The organism is Flavobacterium zhairuonense (genome assembly GCF_004352915.1).
Classification (GTDB): Bacteria; Bacteroidota; Bacteroidia; order Flavobacteriales; family Flavobacteriaceae; genus Flavobacterium; species Flavobacterium zhairuonense.
Genome location: NZ_SJSY01000076.1, coordinates 128,130 through 146,114, shown reverse-complemented (window position 1 = coordinate 146,114; position 17,985 = coordinate 128,130). Strand labels below are relative to the sequence as shown.

Annotated in this window: 19 protein-coding genes; 13 read left to right on the top strand and 6 right to left on the bottom strand. The window is 33.0% G+C overall.

The genetic code is table 11. The features are described from left to right. Positions 1-80: 80 nt before the first annotated feature. From EYY60_RS19745 to EYY60_RS19735, 3 genes are all read right to left on the bottom strand, one after another. Complete coding sequence (locus tag EYY60_RS19745; RefSeq protein ID WP_132991004.1) at positions 81-1,415, bottom strand: DEAD/DEAH box helicase; 1,335 nt, start codon at positions 1,413-1,415, stop codon at positions 81-83. Between the two features lie 194 nt (positions 1,416-1,609). Further along, the gene (locus tag EYY60_RS19740; protein ID WP_132991003.1) at positions 1,610-3,148 is read right to left on the bottom strand and encodes a DEAD/DEAH box helicase; all 1,539 of its coding nucleotides are present in this window, start codon (positions 3,146-3,148) and stop codon (positions 1,610-1,612) included. Between the two features lie 109 nt (positions 3,149-3,257). After that, positions 3,258-3,791: a DUF6155 family protein gene (locus tag EYY60_RS19735; protein WP_132991002.1), complete on the bottom strand. Its 534-nt coding sequence runs from the start codon at positions 3,789-3,791 to the stop codon at positions 3,258-3,260. Positions 3,792-3,896: 105 nt separating this feature from the next. On the opposite strand from EYY60_RS19735, the gene EYY60_RS19730 reads away from it, so the two are divergent. Together EYY60_RS19730 and EYY60_RS19725 are read left to right on the top strand one after the other, a co-directional pair. Then, positions 3,897-4,184, top strand: a complete 288-nt coding sequence (locus tag EYY60_RS19730) for a DUF3817 domain-containing protein (RefSeq protein WP_132991001.1) — start codon at positions 3,897-3,899, stop codon at positions 4,182-4,184. Continuing rightward, positions 4,177-5,433, top strand: coding sequence for a mechanosensitive ion channel family protein (locus EYY60_RS19725; RefSeq protein WP_132991000.1), 1,257 nt, complete (start codon positions 4,177-4,179; stop codon positions 5,431-5,433). Before EYY60_RS19730 ends, EYY60_RS19725 begins: the two co-directional genes overlap by 8 nt. A gap of 150 nt (positions 5,434-5,583) precedes the next feature. Here the strand turns inward: EYY60_RS19725 and EYY60_RS19720 are convergent, their stop codons facing one another. Continuing rightward, positions 5,584-6,027: a hypothetical protein gene (locus EYY60_RS19720; protein ID WP_235832366.1), complete on the bottom strand. Its 444-nt coding sequence runs from the start codon at positions 6,025-6,027 to the stop codon at positions 5,584-5,586. A 136-nt stretch (positions 6,028-6,163) separates the two neighbouring features. Between EYY60_RS19720 and EYY60_RS19715 the strand changes: the two genes are divergently transcribed. The 4 genes from EYY60_RS19715 to EYY60_RS19700 all read left to right on the top strand — a co-directional run bounded on the left by EYY60_RS19715 (position 6,164) and on the right by EYY60_RS19700 (position 8,776). Then, complete coding sequence (locus EYY60_RS19715; RefSeq protein WP_132990999.1) at positions 6,164-6,565, top strand: glyoxalase; 402 nt, start codon at positions 6,164-6,166, stop codon at positions 6,563-6,565. A 12-nt stretch (positions 6,566-6,577) separates the two neighbouring features. Further along, complete coding sequence (locus tag EYY60_RS19710; protein WP_132990998.1) at positions 6,578-7,150, top strand: hypothetical protein; 573 nt, start codon at positions 6,578-6,580, stop codon at positions 7,148-7,150. 1 nt (position 7,151) lies between these two features. Further along, positions 7,152-7,730 (top strand): Crp/Fnr family transcriptional regulator, encoded by a 579-nt coding sequence (locus EYY60_RS19705; RefSeq protein WP_132990997.1) that lies wholly within the window; start codon positions 7,152-7,154, stop codon positions 7,728-7,730. A 74-nt stretch (positions 7,731-7,804) separates the two neighbouring features. Next, on the top strand, positions 7,805-8,776 hold the full coding sequence (locus EYY60_RS19700; protein ID WP_132990996.1) for a quinone oxidoreductase family protein: 972 nt from the start codon (positions 7,805-7,807) through the stop codon (positions 8,774-8,776). 320 nt (positions 8,777-9,096) lie between these two features. On the opposite strand, the gene EYY60_RS19695 is transcribed toward EYY60_RS19700, so the two are convergent. Next, on the bottom strand, positions 9,097-10,839 hold the full coding sequence (locus EYY60_RS19695; protein WP_132990995.1) for a DUF885 domain-containing protein: 1,743 nt from the start codon (positions 10,837-10,839) through the stop codon (positions 9,097-9,099). Positions 10,840-11,085: 246 nt separating this feature from the next. Beyond that, positions 11,086-13,062, bottom strand: coding sequence for an alpha-ketoacid dehydrogenase subunit alpha/beta (locus tag EYY60_RS19690; protein WP_132990994.1), 1,977 nt, complete (start codon positions 13,060-13,062; stop codon positions 11,086-11,088). A 172-nt stretch (positions 13,063-13,234) separates the two neighbouring features. On the opposite strand from EYY60_RS19690, the gene EYY60_RS19685 reads away from it, so the two are divergent. The 7 genes from EYY60_RS19685 to EYY60_RS19655 all read left to right on the top strand — a co-directional run bounded on the left by EYY60_RS19685 (position 13,235) and on the right by EYY60_RS19655 (position 17,977). Continuing rightward, complete coding sequence (locus EYY60_RS19685) at positions 13,235-14,185, top strand: isopenicillin N synthase family dioxygenase (protein ID WP_132990993.1); 951 nt, start codon at positions 13,235-13,237, stop codon at positions 14,183-14,185. 114 nt (positions 14,186-14,299) lie between these two features. Continuing rightward, positions 14,300-14,632, top strand: coding sequence for a translation initiation factor (locus tag EYY60_RS19680; protein ID WP_132990992.1), 333 nt, complete (start codon positions 14,300-14,302; stop codon positions 14,630-14,632). Between the two features lie 86 nt (positions 14,633-14,718). Then, positions 14,719-15,588 (top strand): nucleoside phosphorylase, encoded by an 870-nt coding sequence (locus tag EYY60_RS19675; RefSeq protein ID WP_132990991.1) that lies wholly within the window; start codon positions 14,719-14,721, stop codon positions 15,586-15,588. 65 nt (positions 15,589-15,653) lie between these two features. Continuing rightward, the gene (locus tag EYY60_RS19670; RefSeq protein WP_132990990.1) at positions 15,654-16,094 is read left to right on the top strand and encodes a DinB family protein; all 441 of its coding nucleotides are present in this window, start codon (positions 15,654-15,656) and stop codon (positions 16,092-16,094) included. Between the two features lie 5 nt (positions 16,095-16,099). Continuing rightward, on the top strand, positions 16,100-16,492 hold the full coding sequence (locus EYY60_RS19665; RefSeq protein ID WP_132990989.1) for a VOC family protein: 393 nt from the start codon (positions 16,100-16,102) through the stop codon (positions 16,490-16,492). 106 nt (positions 16,493-16,598) lie between these two features. Beyond that, positions 16,599-17,072, top strand: coding sequence for a DUF4265 domain-containing protein (locus EYY60_RS19660; RefSeq protein ID WP_132990988.1), 474 nt, complete (start codon positions 16,599-16,601; stop codon positions 17,070-17,072). 53 nt (positions 17,073-17,125) lie between these two features. After that, a complete protein-coding gene (locus EYY60_RS19655) occupies positions 17,126-17,977 on the top strand; it encodes a substrate-binding domain-containing protein (protein ID WP_132990987.1) in 852 nt (283 codons plus the stop codon). The last annotated feature ends 8 nt before the right edge of the window (positions 17,978-17,985 follow it).

The window sequence follows — 17,985 nt, the reverse complement described above, 5'->3', positions numbered from 1 at the left end:
TATATTGTTATTAACTAGGATTATAGAATAATTCCTTATAAATATACAACTTTAATATGCAACGACAATCCTCAGATTTATTACTTTTTGAATTTTTTAACAGGTTTTTCAACTACATCGATTTTGTTTTGCAGGACATAATTTGCTAGCAATTTTTCAATCAATTCGTCTTTTGTTAAATGGTGAAAAACGGTTTTTACTTTTGATTTTAAATCCGAAGAAATATCATGATTTGGTTTTGTTTTGAAGATTTGTTTTGCCCACAAAAGTGTATTGTTTTCCTCTAAACTTAAAGCAGACGGTTTTTCGAATTTGGTAAATTTAATTCCTAATTCTTCTTCAAATTCGGGGATTTCAACAACTTCTTCTTCCTGCAAAACTGTTAATGAAAGTCCTTTTGCCCCAGCTCTAGCGGTTCTTCCGCTTCGGTGAACATAATTTTCGTAAGTATCTGGCAAATGATAATTTACCACATAAGCGATTTCTTTCACGTCAATTCCTCTCGCTGCTAAATCTGTTGCAACTAATATATTGATATGTCCTTCACGGAATTGCTCCATAATTCGGTCACGAATTCCTTGAGTCAAGCTTCCATGAAGTGCTCCCGAAGAAAAACGATTTATTGCCAAATTTTTAGCTAGTTTATTTACTGCCGCTTTTGTTTTGCAGAAAATGATGCCACGTTCGCCTTCTCTTGAATTTAAGAAATGCATTAAAACATCCAGTTTTTCAATTGGATCAACTACAATATATTGATGATCAATCCCTTGATTTCCTGTTGTTTCCATGCTCGCGCTAATCTGCACGACATTTTTGTTTAAATAATTCTGAATCAGTTGTTTGATTGTTCCTGGCAAAGTTGCCGAGAATAAAAGCGTACGGTGTTTTTTCGGAAGTTCTGCTATAATTTCGTCCAAGCTTTCTTTTAGAATAGAAACCATTTCATCGGCTTCATCTAAAATCAAATATTGCGTCTGAGTTAAATCAACGGCTTTTCTTTGAATCAAATCAATCAAACGGCCTGGCGTTGCTACTATTATATGTGTCGGCTGTGTAAGACGTTCAATTTGCGGTTTAATTGGGATTCCGCCACAAGTTGCTGCAATTGAGATATTCGGAATATGTTTTGAAAAATCTTCTAAATTTCTAAAAATTTGATGTCCAAGTTCTCTTGTCGGAACCAAAATCACAGCTTGAACAACGGGCAAATCCGTTTTTACTAATTGTAATAGAGGCAAACCAAAAGCAGCTGTTTTTCCGGTTCCAGTTTTGGCCAAACCTACAACATCATGACTTTCAGATAAAAGCAACGGAATTGTTTTTTGTTGAATTTCTGTTGGTTCAGCAATATTTAATTCGCTTAAAGCTTTTAAAATTGGTGCTGAAATTCCTAATGCTGAGAATTGTTTAGACATGATTTTTTATTTTAGATTTTTGACTTTAGATTTTAGATTCTCTCAAATCGTGCTAAAGATTTTGTTTTTCTTTAAAACTATTGAACCATTAAGACATTTAGATTTGCTTCTAAACATCTTAATGGTTTATTTTATTTAAGTTCTATAATGAGACTTTATGACTTTTAAACTTTAGACTTTCCGACTAAAATTTATCAATCCGGTTCGTTCATGATTTTTTCACGGTATTTTTTACCGATTAACAAAGTCATGTTCTTCTTATAATCATCAACCAGCCATTCGCGATAGTTTTTACTGCATTGGCTCAAACATTTTGCATAACGCTTAATACGGCATTCAATATCGTCGTCCAGCTCTTTTGCTAATAATTTTGCTTCCTGCAGCGTTTCAGTATTATCGACACACATTCCTGCATGTTGTTCTAACGATTTGTCTAAAACAATTTTCGAACGTAAATTTTGTTTGATCGCTAATTTATGTTCTTCATCAACATCAAAAGTGACATCTTCAGTTTTACTGAATTTTGCTCTTAATTCAGGTGGCATGCTGTATTTGAAAAACATTTCAATTTCGGTATCATCTCTAAGATTCTCAAGATAAAATTCCGGAGATTTGAAAATATGTTGCCAGTTTACAGGCTCACTCCATAATCCAAAACGAGCTGCGTTGTTACCTAAATCAATTACTGTAAATTCGTCTTTTCCCGGTAATTTACGAGATCCACGACCAATCATCTGGAAATATAATGTCAATGATTTTGTTGCTCTGTTCAAAATAATAGTTTCAACAGTTGGTTCGTCAAAACCAGTTGTCAAGATTCCAACAGAAGTCAAAATTGCATCAGGAGTTTTCTTGAACCATGCTAAAATATCCTTACGTTCTTCAGAGCTGCTTGTGTTGTCAAGGTGTCTGATATCATAACCTGCTTCTCTAAAGGTATCATAAACATATAATGATGTGTGGATACCGTTATTGAAAATCAAAGTTTTTTTACCCAAAGAACGTTCTGTATAAGCGTGAAGCAATTTTTCTTGCATCATTGTATTAGTATACAAATCGTCAGAAGATTTTACAGTATAATCACCATTGATACCCACTTTCAACGAAGTCAGACCAACGTCATAACTATAAGTTGTTGCTCTTGCCAAAAATCCTTTGTCGATCAATGAACCAATTGTATCTCCAACGATAAGTTCGTCGTAACTCTGGTGCATTGGCAATTTTATGTTTGAACTCAAAGGTGTTGCTGTTACTCCTAAAATAAAAGCATTTTTGAATGAGTTTAATAACTTTCTGAATGAATTGTAATGTGCCTCGTCAATAATAACTAAACCAATATTGTCCAGATGCAATTTTTCATCATTAATACGGTTTTTTAAAGTTTCAACCATTGCCACAAAGCAAGAATAATCATTTTGGTCAGGAAGTTCTTTTACTTTACTGTTGATTATTTTATTGCTTACGCCAAAACCTTTCAACATTTTCGACGTTTGTTTGCAAAGCTCGATACGGTGTGTTAAAACAACCACTTTTTTGTCATTATTAGATAAATAACGACGTACAATTTCTGAGAATATTACTGTTTTCCCCCCACCAGTAGGCAATTGATATAATAAATGGTGTTTTGGAGGAGCATTGTCTAAACGGTCAAAAATGGCATCAATATCGCCTTTTTGGTACGCATAAAGTTCTTTTTTCTCTTCTCTTTCTATTTCTAAAGTGTTTTGAGACATTGTTTATTTTTGGATTTTTGCAAAAATACATCGAAAAAACAGTTATTCATCGTTATTTAACCTAAAATAAATGTTTTTTTTAAATAAAGATTTTTTATGAGAAGCGTATTTAAAGGTCAATTTTGTCCAAAATTGCTTCAAAATCGTACTTATTTTTCCATTTTTGTTGAACAGTTTCATCATAAATTGCAATAATTCGTGCTTTATAGTCAAACAAAATACTGTTTGAAATCAAAAAATTGATTGCTTGTTCAAATGAATTAAACATGCTTTTGTAAAACAATTCTTGCTTGATGAGATTTTGAGAAGAATACGTTTGTGCAATTTCAATATTGTACAACATCAAATCGGCAATAATAAATGAATCAACGCCAAGAGAAATAAAATGTTTGATGATTTTTTGAGCTACGGAACGACGCATTTTTGCTTTGGGGCGCCATTTCGCTCCCGGTTTTTTTATTGGAAAATATTCATGAGAGATTTTAACTTTCGATTCCTGCAAAAGCTTGTCTTCTTTCGGATTAAAAACAAAGTCATAATAGACTTTTACCGGACTGAATTTTTCGTACAACTCGATCAATTGTTCTTCGAGTTGTTCTTTGTTTAATTCGGCTAAATATTTTTTTAAATCGCGTTTGCTCATTATCAAAGTTTAAGACTGTAAAAATAAATTACTTTTCTGACACATAACCTAAAAACCAATACTAATACTTAATTTTGCTTCCATAAATTCAAAAAATACATCTATATGCTCAAGATTTTTAAAGTTACTGCCATTTTAGAGGGAATATCTTATTTAGTATTATTTGCTAATATGCTTTTCATAAAAACCAATAATCCTGAACTTTATCATACATTATTGCGTCCGTTGGGAATGACACATGGTGTTTTATTTATAGGATATATTATTCTTGCTTTTTTATTAAAAAAGTCAATGAATTGGGATGCGAAAACTTTCGGAATCATTTTAGTTGCTTCTCTTATTCCTTTCGGAACTTTTTATATTGAAAAGAAATATTTAGAGAATAATGCATAAGCTTTTGGATAAAATATTTAATTTTTTATATCCGATTTTCAGAGATTGGGGAATGAGTCGTAATGTGGCGTCATACACCAGTCTTATCCTTAATATTGCCATTTTGGTGGCATTAGCCTATGTTATTTATTATGTGGCCAAATTCGTTTTGGTTACGCTGACAGCTATTTTCGCACAACGCACCAAAACCAAATTTGACGATTATTTAATTCAGAACAAAACAACGCGATATACGGCGTATTTGATTCCGTTTTTCTTTATTTACAAGGCGGTTCCTGTAATTTTAGACAAATACGAATATTGGGAATCTATTTTCGGAAAAATCGTAGGAATCTACATTGTATTGTTGGGATTATGGATTGTAAGAACCGTATTTAATTCGCTACGTGATTATTTAAAGCAAAAACCAGAATACAGCGACAAACCTATTGATAGTTTCGTTCAGGTTATCATGATTGTACTTTGGATTTTTGGAGTTGCCATGATTATTTCGACTTTATTCGGAATAAAAAAGGGCGAATTGCTGACCATTTTAGGAACGCTTTCAGCAATTATTATCTTGATTTTTAGAGATACCATTCTTGGATTTGTTTCAAGTGTTCAAGTTGCCATTAACGATATGGTGCGAATTGGCGACTGGATTACAATGGATAAATTTGGTGCCGACGGAGATGTTATCGAAATCAATTTGACAACAGTAAAAGTTCGAAACTTTGATAATACCATTACAACAATTCCAACTTATGCTTTAAGTTCTGATTCGTTTCAAAACTGGCGCGGTATGCAAAAATCTGCTGGACGCCGAATCAAAAGACACATTTTGATAAAAAGCAGCACGATTCGTTTTTTGACGGATGAAGATTTGGCTCAAATGAGAAAAGTACAATTGATTTCATCTTATATCGAGACAAGACAAGCCGAAATTGAAAAATACAACGATCTTAGAGGAGTTGATAAAACACTTGCTCTTAACGGTCGAAATATGACCAATTTAGGTTTGTTCCGAAAATATATTATGCAATATCTGGTAACGCATCCTGGATTGAATAAAGATATGCATATCATGTGTCGCCAACTACAATCAACTGCGCATGGAGTTCCGTTGGAAATTTATGCTTTTTCAAGTGATAAGCGTTGGGCAAATTACGAATACATCATGGCTGATATTTTTGACCATGTTATGGCTTCTGTAGAATATTTTGATCTTGAAATTTTTGAACTTCCTTCTAAGATTGGAAATTTAGAGTAGAGTTTATTTTTAACCGCAAAGAACGCAAAGATTTACGCAAAGTTCGCAAAGTTTTACAAAAGCTTTGCGAACTTTGCGTTTTTATTAAGTTAAGTGTGTAAAAACCTTGCGTTCTTTGCGGTTAAGTCAACTTGAAACTTGAAAAAAAAACTATTTCTTAATCTCGTCAAAAACAAATAAAGGATCATTATAATTCAATGTTCCTTGAATAAAACACGGAAGACTCATATATGTCCCGATTACTCCGTTTCCTAAAATTAGTTTTTTATCTTTTTTGAGTAATGCTAAAGGAATTCTTTTCCAGCTTCCTCCATTTGAAATAAAATGATAATCACCTCTCAAGGTGTCTCCTTTAATATCTCCCCTTACATCACCTGAGTCTTTTCCAATTTGATGATATAGGATTTCATATCGGCCAAAAAAACGCTTATCATTGATATTAAGCGTCAATATAGCAGTGTCTTTTTGATGAATTGCTCGGTAAGTAAATTCGCGATACTCTTCTTTGTCTTCTTTTGAATTGCAAGAAACAATCAAAATCGAAACCAAGAAAAGAAAAATTACAGCTATTTTATTCATTATGGTGGTATTCATTATATAAGTAATTTAAGCTCGATTAAAGAAAAACTTATAAACTTTTTTATCGCTTATATGGTTCATTCTTTTTTTATTAAAAAACAAAAATAGGCTATTTTGTATTTGATTTTTTCCTAAATTTAAAGAAAAACACATGGAAGCTAGAGACATTTTTTTAAGAGAATTCAGAGGCGAAACTTTAGGAACTGTAAGTGCTCAATCTTCTGCAGATGAGATTTTTCAAAATCAGACGATTAGGCCTATTTTAAAACTTCAAAACGATTTGTTCATAGCCGTTTTTATTAATTACGTAAATAAAAACAAGGCTGATTTTTATTCTTATTCTGTTGAGAAGAAACTACAGACCATTGAAAATTCCATCCAAAAAGATATTAAATTCCGTAATTCATTAAAAGGAATTGTAATGGCTCTTTTTACGCTTGAGGAATACGAAACCTATATTCAGAATTCTTCAAGCTTGAATAAAAGAATGATGAATTTATTGATTGACAGATTGAAAAGTCAAGTGCAGTTGTTTGAGGTGGAATCGAATTAATATACATTAGAAATGATTTTAACTGGTGAACATATTGTTTTTGAAAATAATTGTCGTAAAATGATTGTTGGAGAGATAATTGAGAGAGTTATTTATGGAGAAATTCATTATGAGAATAATGAAAATCCTTTAGAACCGTCTTATTTTACAAAATACTCGGATATTGATACTTTAGATTATTCTATTTATTTTCAAACTAATAACAAGACAATACATATCTTTTGGGATAATACATTTTTTAGTTACGGACTTTCATCAAAGGAAATTGATTTAAGAGAAACTCCTAATAACTATGAACAAAAATGGGACGTTTCTAATGAGGAAAAATGGATTAACTTGATTGGTCATAAAATTGTTGATTTTAAAATAAACTGGGAAAAAGTTTTTTCTTCAAATATTGATAGAACCAATAAAAAAATCCATATCTATCCGCAGACTTTTTTACTTCAAACAGAAAATGAAAAAATGATAATTTTAAGTGCTTCTGAACTTAAAGATTCAGAACAAAATAAACTTTACAGTATGAGTGACAATTTGCTTGTTACAACAAATCTCGCTTTAGCAAAAGAACTTAAAATTGTCTAAAATGTTTATTCAATTCCGAAATAACTTCCCTTTACCCGATGAAAAATGGATTGAATATACAGGTTGTTTTAATCGTATTGACGTTCCAGCCAAAACAATTCTTATAGAAGAAGGCGAAATTTCGAAAAAGCTTTTTATAATTGAAAAAGGCTGTATCAGAGTTTGGTTTAACAATAACGGAAAAGATTTGACTTCACAGTTTTTTTTCGAAAATCAAAGTGTGGCTTCAATTGAAAGTTTCATGAAACAATTTCCGAGTCCGGTTGTGGTTGAAACTATTGAACCTTCCGTTTTATGGTGGATCAGCAAAAAAGATGTCGATAAAATTTTAGAAGAAATTAAAGAAATTCCAGAACTAAGAGATCGGTTAATCAATATGCTTTTTCAAAGAACATTTGATTACATGAAACACTTTTTTTCTTTTATAAAAGACTCCCCTACTCAACGTTATCTTGATTTAATTAAAGAAAAGCCTCAAATTGTACAACGTGTCCCACAACATTACATTGCCTCTTATCTTGGCGTAAGCACAGTTCATTTAAGCCGAATCAAAAGTAAATTGCTCCATAAAAAAGACTGATTTTTTATTTGATAACAAATGTTATCGTCTGCCCAAAACAGAGTTCTGAACTTTGCCTCATAAAATTTAATATTATGAAAGCAGCAGTAGTTTATACAAAAGGCGAAATGCCTAAATATGCAGAATTTGCAGAACCAATTGTTCAAAATGAGAATCAAATTGTAATTTCAGTAAAAGCCGTTGGGATTACAAATCTGGATAAAGGGAAAGCTTCCGGTAAGCATTATACTTCAGAAAACAAGAATGAAAATGGTTTTGTAGTTGGAAGTGATTGTGTTGGGGTACTTGAAAACGGAACTAAAGTTTATGCTCGTGGCGTTACTGGTACTATGGCAGAGAAAACAATTATTGATAAAAACATATTTGTACCGCTTCCTGATGGAATTAGCGATGCAGTTGCAGCTTCGCTTCCTAATGCGGTTGCAGGTTCAGCAATGGCTTTGCGATTTCGTGCCAATATAAAAGCTGGCGACACTGTTTTGATCAACGGAGCAACGGGATTTACGGGCCAAATGGCAATTCAGATTGCAAAACATTATGGTGCAAAAAAGATAATCGTTACCGGAAGAAACGAAAAAACACTTCAAAATCTAAAAGAATTGGGTGCTGATGAAACAATTTCATTAAAACAAAACGACGATACTTTTATTTCTCAATTAACAGAAATTCATCAAAACACACCAATTGATATTATTTTGGATTATTTATGGGGACATCCTGCTGAATTGATTCTTTCAGTCTTAAAAGGAAACGGATCATTTACCAATAAAATAAGATATGTAACCATTGGCGGAATGGCTGGCGACAGCATTCAATTGTCATCAGGAATTTTGAGAAGCGTAGATCTTCAATTATCAGGTTCCGGTTTAGGAAGTTGGTCAAAAGATGAAGTGAAATTATTATTTTCAGAAATACTTCCAGAAATGTTTCTTTTGGCAGCTGAGGATAAATTAAAGGTCAATATCGAAACAGGAAATCTTTCGGATATTGAAGAAATGTGGGCAAAAGAAGTTTCTGACGGAAAACGATTGGTAGTTGTTATTTAAATTTTCAATCATCAACTCAATTTGTCATTTCGATCCCGAGGCTTCGGGAGAGAAATCACACCAGTATCTCTACAAAGATTGGCGATTCGCTTTGCCGAATTTCTTGTGTGATTTCTCCTTTCAGTCGAAATGACATTACTTTGTCGAGTTTCTTGCGGAGATTTGCTTCGCCTGTTCGCTATCGCTCGAGTCTCGTTCCTCGAAATGACAAGATTGTCTATTTGATTGATCTTTTAAATTCACTCAAAATGTAAAAATGAAAAAAGGCTTGATAAGAAATAAATCCTATCAAGCCTTTTTCTATTAAATAACTGCAAATATTACTCTTCAGAAAGCATTAATTCTTTAATATATTTAACCGGAGCGCTTCCAAAACTTAAAAACTTTTCATGAAACTTTTTCAAGTTGAATTTATCGCCTTCTTGTTTTTTCAATTCTTCTCTTAAATTATAAATTTCTGTGTATCCTGTAAAATAAGAACACAATTGAACTTGAGATAAAGTTACGCGTTTCCACTTCCCTTCTGCTTCAGCTTGTTGTTGAAAAGCTTCTCTAGTAAGCAAAATCATGGCTTCTTCTTTAGACATTTCTTTAGTATGAACACTGTTGTCTAAAATAGTGTTGCAAGTCGTTCTCAAATTCCATTTATAATACATCAACCACATTTCATCAGAATTTTTATAACCGCTTTCCAGCATCATTTTTTCAGCATAAACTGCCCAGCCTTCAACCATTGCGCCATTTCCTAAAATTGATTTTATAATGCTTGGCGACTGATTGCTGTAAACCAATTGTGTGTAATGTCCCGGAATTGCTTCATGGATATTTAAAATCTGAAGAATATAATCGTTGTATTCTCTCAAATAGCTTTCAGCATTTTCGGCAGTCCAGCCAGACATGCTTCCAACGTTGTAATACGTATTTGCATTTTTGTCGTAAGGTCCTGGGGCAGAAATCGAAGCGCCTGCAACACCTGCCATATATGCAGGTTCTTTACGTACAACCAATGGTTTGGACGGATCGATATACAATAAATCTTTCGCTTTTACATAAGCTGTAAGTTCCGGAATCTGTTTCTCAATTTCTGATTGGAATTTCTCTGGCGTTGTATGATGAAGCGAAATTTTATCAATCACTTGTTTTATTAGATCTAGTTTGTCAGCAGGTTTTGGTGCATTTCCGTTGTATTTTTTCCAAAGCTTATCTGCTAAAACAAACATTTTATCGTGAAGATCATTTTTGTGGTCAACAGCAATTTTATAGATTTCATCAGCAGAATAGCTGGATTGAATGTCTACGTTGAATTTTTTAGCATATAAATCGGCTCCTAATCTAAAAGAACGAGGCGTTTTATTCGGTAAGTTTTTCAACCATTCTGCATAATCTTTAATAGCTTTTACAGAAACTTTCGCCTTTTCTTGTATTTCTTTTTTCTCGGTTTCGCTCAATTTGCTTTTGCTTAAAGCATCATTCAATTCTCCTTCAAAAACAGTTGATCCTCCAATATTTTGGGAAATTGCAAGATCTGTATGCTCAATAGTTGGGTTTTTAATATTCTTTTTTGCTGCTTCGTAATAAGCAGGAATATTGTTCATTTTGATGTTAAAGGCATGAAGACGAACATCTGCAGCATCATATTTTCCGTTTAGAATTTCTGCGAAAGAACCACAGACATTATATTCTGCGGGATTCCACTCAGCTGATTTTAATTCGTTTATACTGAAAATCGCACCTTCAAGCTGATTTTTAATCATTTGAAAGTCGGTTTTGTTATTGTCTGAAAGACTCTCAATGTCATAATGTTTTAAAGAATCTAGTTGCGCATTAGCAAAATCAAGTTCTACTTTTTTTGCATTTGAATCTGGCACAACCAAGACGCTGTCTAATTTATGATATCCTACACCAGAAGCCCAGCCTGGATAGATTTTCCATAACTCAATGACAAAATTGTCTTTGTACTTGTCGAATTTTCGATCTAAGTTTTTATCAACAGTTGTTTTGCTGTTTTTATTGCAGGAAATAAGCAATGAAACAGCAATAATAGGAATAAGCAGTTTTTTCATAGTTTGGGTTTAAGTTGGTTTTAAAGATAGAAAAAATGTTCTTTCTTCAAAACAACAAGTTGTTGCATGCATATCTAACTAAGCCTAATTATTTAACACATAGAATCATAGATTTTGTAAACCTGTAAAAGGCGCTTCGCTTTAATTAATAAACATAGCTATGTGTTAGAAACTAAGTTTCTTTTTGTTTTCTTATTCACATCGAAATTCTATGATTCTATGTGTTGAGTAGTTATTCTTAGTTGATTAATATTTCAATAAATCCAGTAATGTCTCCTCAAAACGATCTTTCGCCAAAAACTGATCTTCCAAAGCTTTTGTAAACGGAATAGGAGAATCTAAACTAGCAACTCTTTTTACAGGGCCATCTAAAAATTCAAAACAGTTTTCTACGATCAAAGCCGAAATATCACTCGCAATACCGCCAAACATAGTGTCTTCTTGATAAATTATAGCTTTTCCGGTCTTTTTAACAGAAGCAAAAATAGCTTCAGTATCAAGAGGTTGAAGCGTCCTCAAATCAATTAAATCAGCATCAATTTGTGGATTCTTTTCTAAAGTGTCTAAAGCCCAGTGAACCGTTGCTCCGAAAGCAATAATAGTCACCGAATTTCCTTCTTTGATCAAAGAGGCTTTTCCTAAAGGAAGTGTATAATAATCCGTTGGAACATCTTGATAAACACTTCTATATAATTGCTTGTGTTCAAAAAACAATACAGGATTTGGGTCATTTATAGAAGTATTGAGTAGTCCTTTTGCATCATAAGGGAATGCAGGATAAACTACTTTTAAACCTGGAGTTTTAGTAAACCAAGCTTCGTTTGTTTGCGAATGAAAAGGTCCGGCCTGAGTTCCTCCGCCACAAGGCATACGGACAACAACATCTGCATTTTCTCCCCAACGGTAATGTGATTTTGCCAATAAATTTACAATCGGATTGAAGCCAGTTGAGACGAAATCAGCAAATTGCATTTCTACAATCGCTTTATAGCCGTTGATTGACAACCCCATTCCAGCTGAAACCACAGCACTTTCGCAAATTGGCGTATTGCGAATTCGTTCTTTTCCAAAAGCATCTACAAATCCTTCTGTAATCTTAAAAGCACCGCCATATTCGGCAATGTCTTGCCCCATAATGACTAAGTTTTTATTGCGCCACATAGATTGTTCTAAACTGTTTCGAATAGCATCTATAAAACGAATATTTTTTACTTCTTCACTATGAGTATATTCCTCATAGTCAAAATCTTTATAAACATCATTTAATTCTCCACTATAAGTTGGGATAATCTCTGGTTCGGTATTTGCGATAGCTAAATTTTCATCGATTTCTTGTTTGATTTCGTTGTGAAGCTGTTCGTCAAATTCAGCTGTCAAAACTCCTGTTTCGGTCAAATATTTTCTATAATTTGTTACAGGATCTTTAACAGCCCATTCATCCATTAGTTCTTGCGGAACATATTTGGTACCACTCGCCTCTTCATGCCCACGCATTCTAAAAGTTTTGAATTCCAATAATACAGGGTGCGGATTCTCCTGCATTTCTCTTTTCAGTTGAGAAAGTTTGTTGTAAACTTCCAATATGTTATTTCCGTCAATAACGTGGCTTTCGATTCCGTAACCAATGCCTTTATCCGCAAGATTTTCGCATAAATATTGCTCGTTTGTTGGTGTCGAAAGTCCGTAGCCGTTATTTTCAATAACAAACATTACAGGCAATTTCCAAACAGCTGCAATATTTAAAGCTTCGTGAAAATCGCCTTCACTGGTTGCGCCTTCTCCCGTAAAAACGGCAGTTACTTTTTTATTATTCTGAAGTTTATCGGCTAATGCAATTCCGTCTGCGATTCCTAATTGTGGTCCCAAATGCGAAATCATACCGATTATTTTATATTCCTGAGTTCCAAAGTGAAAACTGCGGTCTCTTCCTTTAGTAAAACCGTTTGCTTTCCCTTGCCATTGCGAGAATAAGCGGTGAAGCGGAATATTTCGCGTAGTAAAAACACCAAGATTTCGGTGCATTGGCAATACATATTCTGATTCATCCAAAACTGATGTAACTCCAACAGCAATAGCTTCTTGCCCAATTCCAGAAAACCATTTTGACACTTTGCCCTGACGAATCAGAATCAGCATTTTTTCTTCGATTAATCGAGGTTTTAAAATTTTCTTATATAAGTCTAATAATTGAGCGTCAGTTAGGTTTTCTCTGTAAAAGATCATTGGTTTATTTTTTTTATGATTTCAAATATAGAAAAATATAACAATTTTATTTGCTTTTGTTATAAAATTTCAATTTTTATATAACTTTTAAAATTCAATTCTAAAATATTCTCTACCTTTGTTTCTGAAAGGTTTTTCGACACCTTTCATCTTTAAATAAAAAATGTAAAGTATGCAAAACATTCCTAGTGTAGACTTACGTGATTTCCTTTCGGACGACCCGAAACGTAAACAAAAATTTGTAAATGAAATCGGCAGTGCATTTGAAAACATTGGCTTCGTAGCCTTAAAAGGTCATTTCTTAGATGACCAATTGGTAGACGAGCTTTATAGCGAAATTAGAAAATTTTTCGCTTTGCCAATAGAAACTAAGCATAATTATGAAATTCCTGGTATTGGCGGACAAAGAGGTTATGTATCTTTTGGAAAAGAACATGCTAAAGGACGCAAAGAAGGAGATTTGAAAGAATTTTGGCATTTTGGCCAATACGTTGACAAAGATTCAAGATGGGCTTCAGAATACCCAGACAATGTTGAAGTAAAAGAATTGCCTCGCTTTAATGAAGTAGGTAAAGATGCATACCAAATGCTTGAAAAAACAGGTGTTTATGTGCTGAGAGCTTTAGCTTTACATTTAGGTTTAGATGAGTTTTATTTTGATCAATATGCAAAAGAAGGAAACTCTATTTTAAGACCAATCCACTATCCTCCTATTACTTCTGAGCCAGAAAATGCCATTCGTGCAGCGGCGCATGGTGATATCAACTTGATTACGTTGTTGATGGGAGCGCAAGGAAAAGGATTGCAAGTTCAAAATCATGACGGTGAATGGATTGATGCTATTGCAGCTGATGATGAATTAGTTATCAATGTTGGAGACATGTTGTCAAGACATACAAACAATAAATTAAAATCAACGATTCACCAAGTAGTAAATCCGCCAAGAGAATTATGGGGAACGTCTCGTTATTCTGTTCCGTTTTTCATGCATCCAGTGAGTGATATGCGATTGGATTGTTTGGAAAATTGCATTGATGCTGAGAATCCTAAGAAATTTGAAGATATCACAGCTGGAGATTATTTATACGAACGTTTAGTAGATTTAGGTTTAATCAAAAAATAAAAACTTAAATAGATTTCAATATTAAAATTCCAAATTCCAAGCTTTATTGGAGTTTGGAATTTAATTTTTAAATACTTTTATAGTTGGAATTTATTTTTTTAGAATAATAAAATTATGGACTTTAAAGATCAATTAAAAAACTTATTTCCTGATCACGTTGAATCAAATGAACCCGAAGAAATTCAGGCCAAAGAGCATGTATTATATGTTCAAAAAGAGCCAATGATTTGTAAATTTGAGAAACGCAAAGGAAAAGCAACCACAATTATTGAAGGTTATGAAGGGTCAGACGAAGATTTTAAAATCTTAGCCAAAGAAATCAAAACAAAACTTAGCGTTGGCGGAACTTTTAAAGACGATTCAATCATTATTCAAGGTGATTATCGCGATAAAATCATGGCAATCTTAAAAGAAAAAGGATTTAAAACAAAACGTGTAGGAGGCTAAAAGTTTAAAGTTTCAGGTTTCAAGTTATGTGAATCTGAAAAAAAACTTAGAATCTTAGCCACTCAGAACCTTAGCATCTAAAAAAAATGATACAAAACTCAGAATTAATACTTAACCCAGACGGAAGTGTTTACCATTTGAACCTTCGTCCTGAACATATTGCACACGACATCATATTTGTTGGAGATCAAAATAGAGTAGAAAAAATCACTCAATTTTTTGATTCGATTGAATTTTCAACGCAAAAAAGGGAGTTTAAGACTCAAACGGGAATTTATAAAGGAAAACGTCTTTCAGTAATTTCAACCGGAATTGGCCCAGATAATATCGATATTGTTTTGAATGAATTAGATGCTTTGGTAAATATCGATTTAGAAACACGAACGCCGAAAGAAAAGCTGACTTCGTTGAATATTATCAGAATTGGAACTTCAGGCTCTCTGCAGGAAGATATTCCTGTTGACAGCTTTGTAATGTCAAAATTTGGACTTGGGCTTGACAATATGCTTCGCTCCTATTTGATCGATGATGTTTCAAATGCTGCCATTGAAGACGCATTTATTACGCATACCAATTGGGATATTAGAAAAGGAAGACCTTATGCAATTGCGTGTTCAGAAGAATTAGAGAAATTCATTGAATCGGATCGAATTTTTAAAGGAATTACTGCAACTGCCGGCGGTTTTTACGGGCCTCAAGGACGTGTTTTGCGTTTGAATATCCAAGATGAAGAATTAAACAACAAAATGGATAACTTCGATTTTGACGGAACAAAAATCACTAATTTAGAAATGGAAACTGCTGCTATTTATGGCCTTTCTGCACTTTTAGGACATAATGCGTTATCATTAAATGCAATTATTGCGAATCGTGCATCTGGAACTTTTAGTGAAGATCCTTATAAAGCTGTAGATGAGCTTATTGCTTATACATTGAACAAACTGGCGCAAAAATAATTAGAAGATTTGTCAATGAGATAATTTGGTAATTGTTTTAATCAATTCAAAAAAATAAATAGTTCATGGAAGATGCTATTCTTAAATTTGAAATATTATTAAAGGAAAATGTGAACTATTTTCCCGAAATTAGTCAAAATGTTTTACAAGAGAAAAAGCCAGGAAAATGGTCAAGAAAAGAAATTTTAGGGCATTTGGTGGATTCAGCTATTCATAATTTAGTACGCTTTACAGAAATCAATTATATAGAGAAACCTTATAAGCACAGGCCCTATAATCAAATGGATTTGGTAAATTTGAATCAGTATCAAATAATGGATATTGATGAACTAATCAAATTATGGTTTGTACTCAATAAGCAAATCTTGAGAATCATGAAATCTGTTGATGAGAAGGCTTTAGATTATAAAATTGTATTAAGCGACGAATCTATAATCGACTTAAGGTTTCTTATGACCGATTATGTAGAACATTTAGAACATCATATCAATCAGATAAAATCCTAAAATATATGTTTTTAAGAGTTGCGCGTCACACCGATGATTTAAAGAAAATTGAAGATTTTTATGTAAATGTTCTGGGTTTTGAACAATTGGGAGAGTTTCAAAATCATAATAATTACAACGGTATTTTTATTGGCAAATCAGGTTTAGAATGGCATTTTGAATTTACGCAATCAAATAACAAAGCCAAACATACCTTTGATGAAGATGATGTTGTTGTGCTTTATCCAAAATCAATTTTAGACTATAATAACTTGATAAGCAAAATCGAACATCATAATATTTCAACTATAACTGCAGCAAATCCATTTTGGAATGAAAACGGAAAAATGATTCAAGATCCGGATGGATACAGAATTGTTATATCACCATTAAAAGCTGAAATAAGCGAAATAGAATAGAAAAATTAGACCATTAGATAATTAGTCAATTTGATAATTAGATAATTCGAAACCATTGCCGAAATTAGCAAGGGATCGGGATAGTAAAAAAATTTCAGATTAAAGAATGACAGAAACACACAAAAAAATACTTTTTAAATACTACAGCGATTATTTAGAAGACAATGTTTCAGAAACCATGTGGGCTGAAATTATAGATTTAGAAAAAGGCCTTTTTAAATTGGATAATATTCCATTTTTTGGGCCTCTTATTGCAACAGAAGATTTATTTTACGCTGAATTTGACGAAAAAGAAAATCGTTTTGTATATAAGGAAACAATTGAAAACTCGGGTAATTCAATTGTTCAGGTCTTAATTTTAGAAAAAGGTTTTGATCAGGAAATCATAAGAGAAAAATTAAAAGCGATTAATTGCCAATCCGAAGGCTTAAATGAAACTTTATTTGCTGTCGAAATAGTTCGCGATGTTGATTATTCGTTAGTACGAAGTATTTTGAATGAATATGAAGCCCAAGAAATAATAGAATATGCTGAGCCCTGTCTTTCAGACAAACATCGGACTGATTTATTGAAAAACTAAACAAACAAACTTAAGGATACGCATACCAAACTTAACTTAAACTTAAAACTGTAATGAAAACCGTAAACATTGTGGGTGTTCCTGAACACTTCAACTTGCCATGGCATTTATGCATTGAAAATGGCGAGTTTGAGGCTGAAAATATTGATTTGCAATGGAAGGATATTCCCGAAGGAACGGGCAAAATGTGCCAAATGCTGCGTGACGGTGATGCTGATATAGCTGTAATATTGACCGAAGGAATTGTCAAAGATATTTTGGCAGGAAATCCAAGCAAAATTGTTCAGATTTATGTGCAATCTCCTTTAATTTGGGGAATCCATGTTGCCGCAAAATCAGATTTTCAGACTGTAAAGGATTTAGAAAACAAAAAAGTAGCGATTTCTAGAATTGGATCAGGTTCACAACTGATGGCATACGTAAATGCTGCTGAACAAGGCTGGAAACAAGACGAATTGAAATTTGAGATCATCAACACAATTGATGGCGCTGTTGAAGCTTTAACAAATGGGACCGCAGATTATTTTATGTGGGAACGTTTTATGACAAAACCTCTTGTTGATAAAGGCATTTTTAGACGTGTTGGCGATTGCCCTACTCCATGGCCATCGTTTGTAATTGCGGTACGCGACGAATTTTTGAAAAAAAATCCAAAAGTGATGGAGAAAATACTTGAAGTAATCAACAAAACAACGCAGGATTTTGCTCAAATTCCGAATATTGACAAAACATTAGCAGAACTTTTTAAGCAAAAAAAAGAAGATATACGCGAGTGGTTGAAACTGACACAGTGGTCACAAAAGCATTTGAGCGAAAAAGCTTTTATCAAAATTCAAAATCAATTATTTGATCTCGGAATTATTGATAAAAAAAGTACTTTTGTTGAAACGGTAAAAGCGCTGTAAAAACTGCT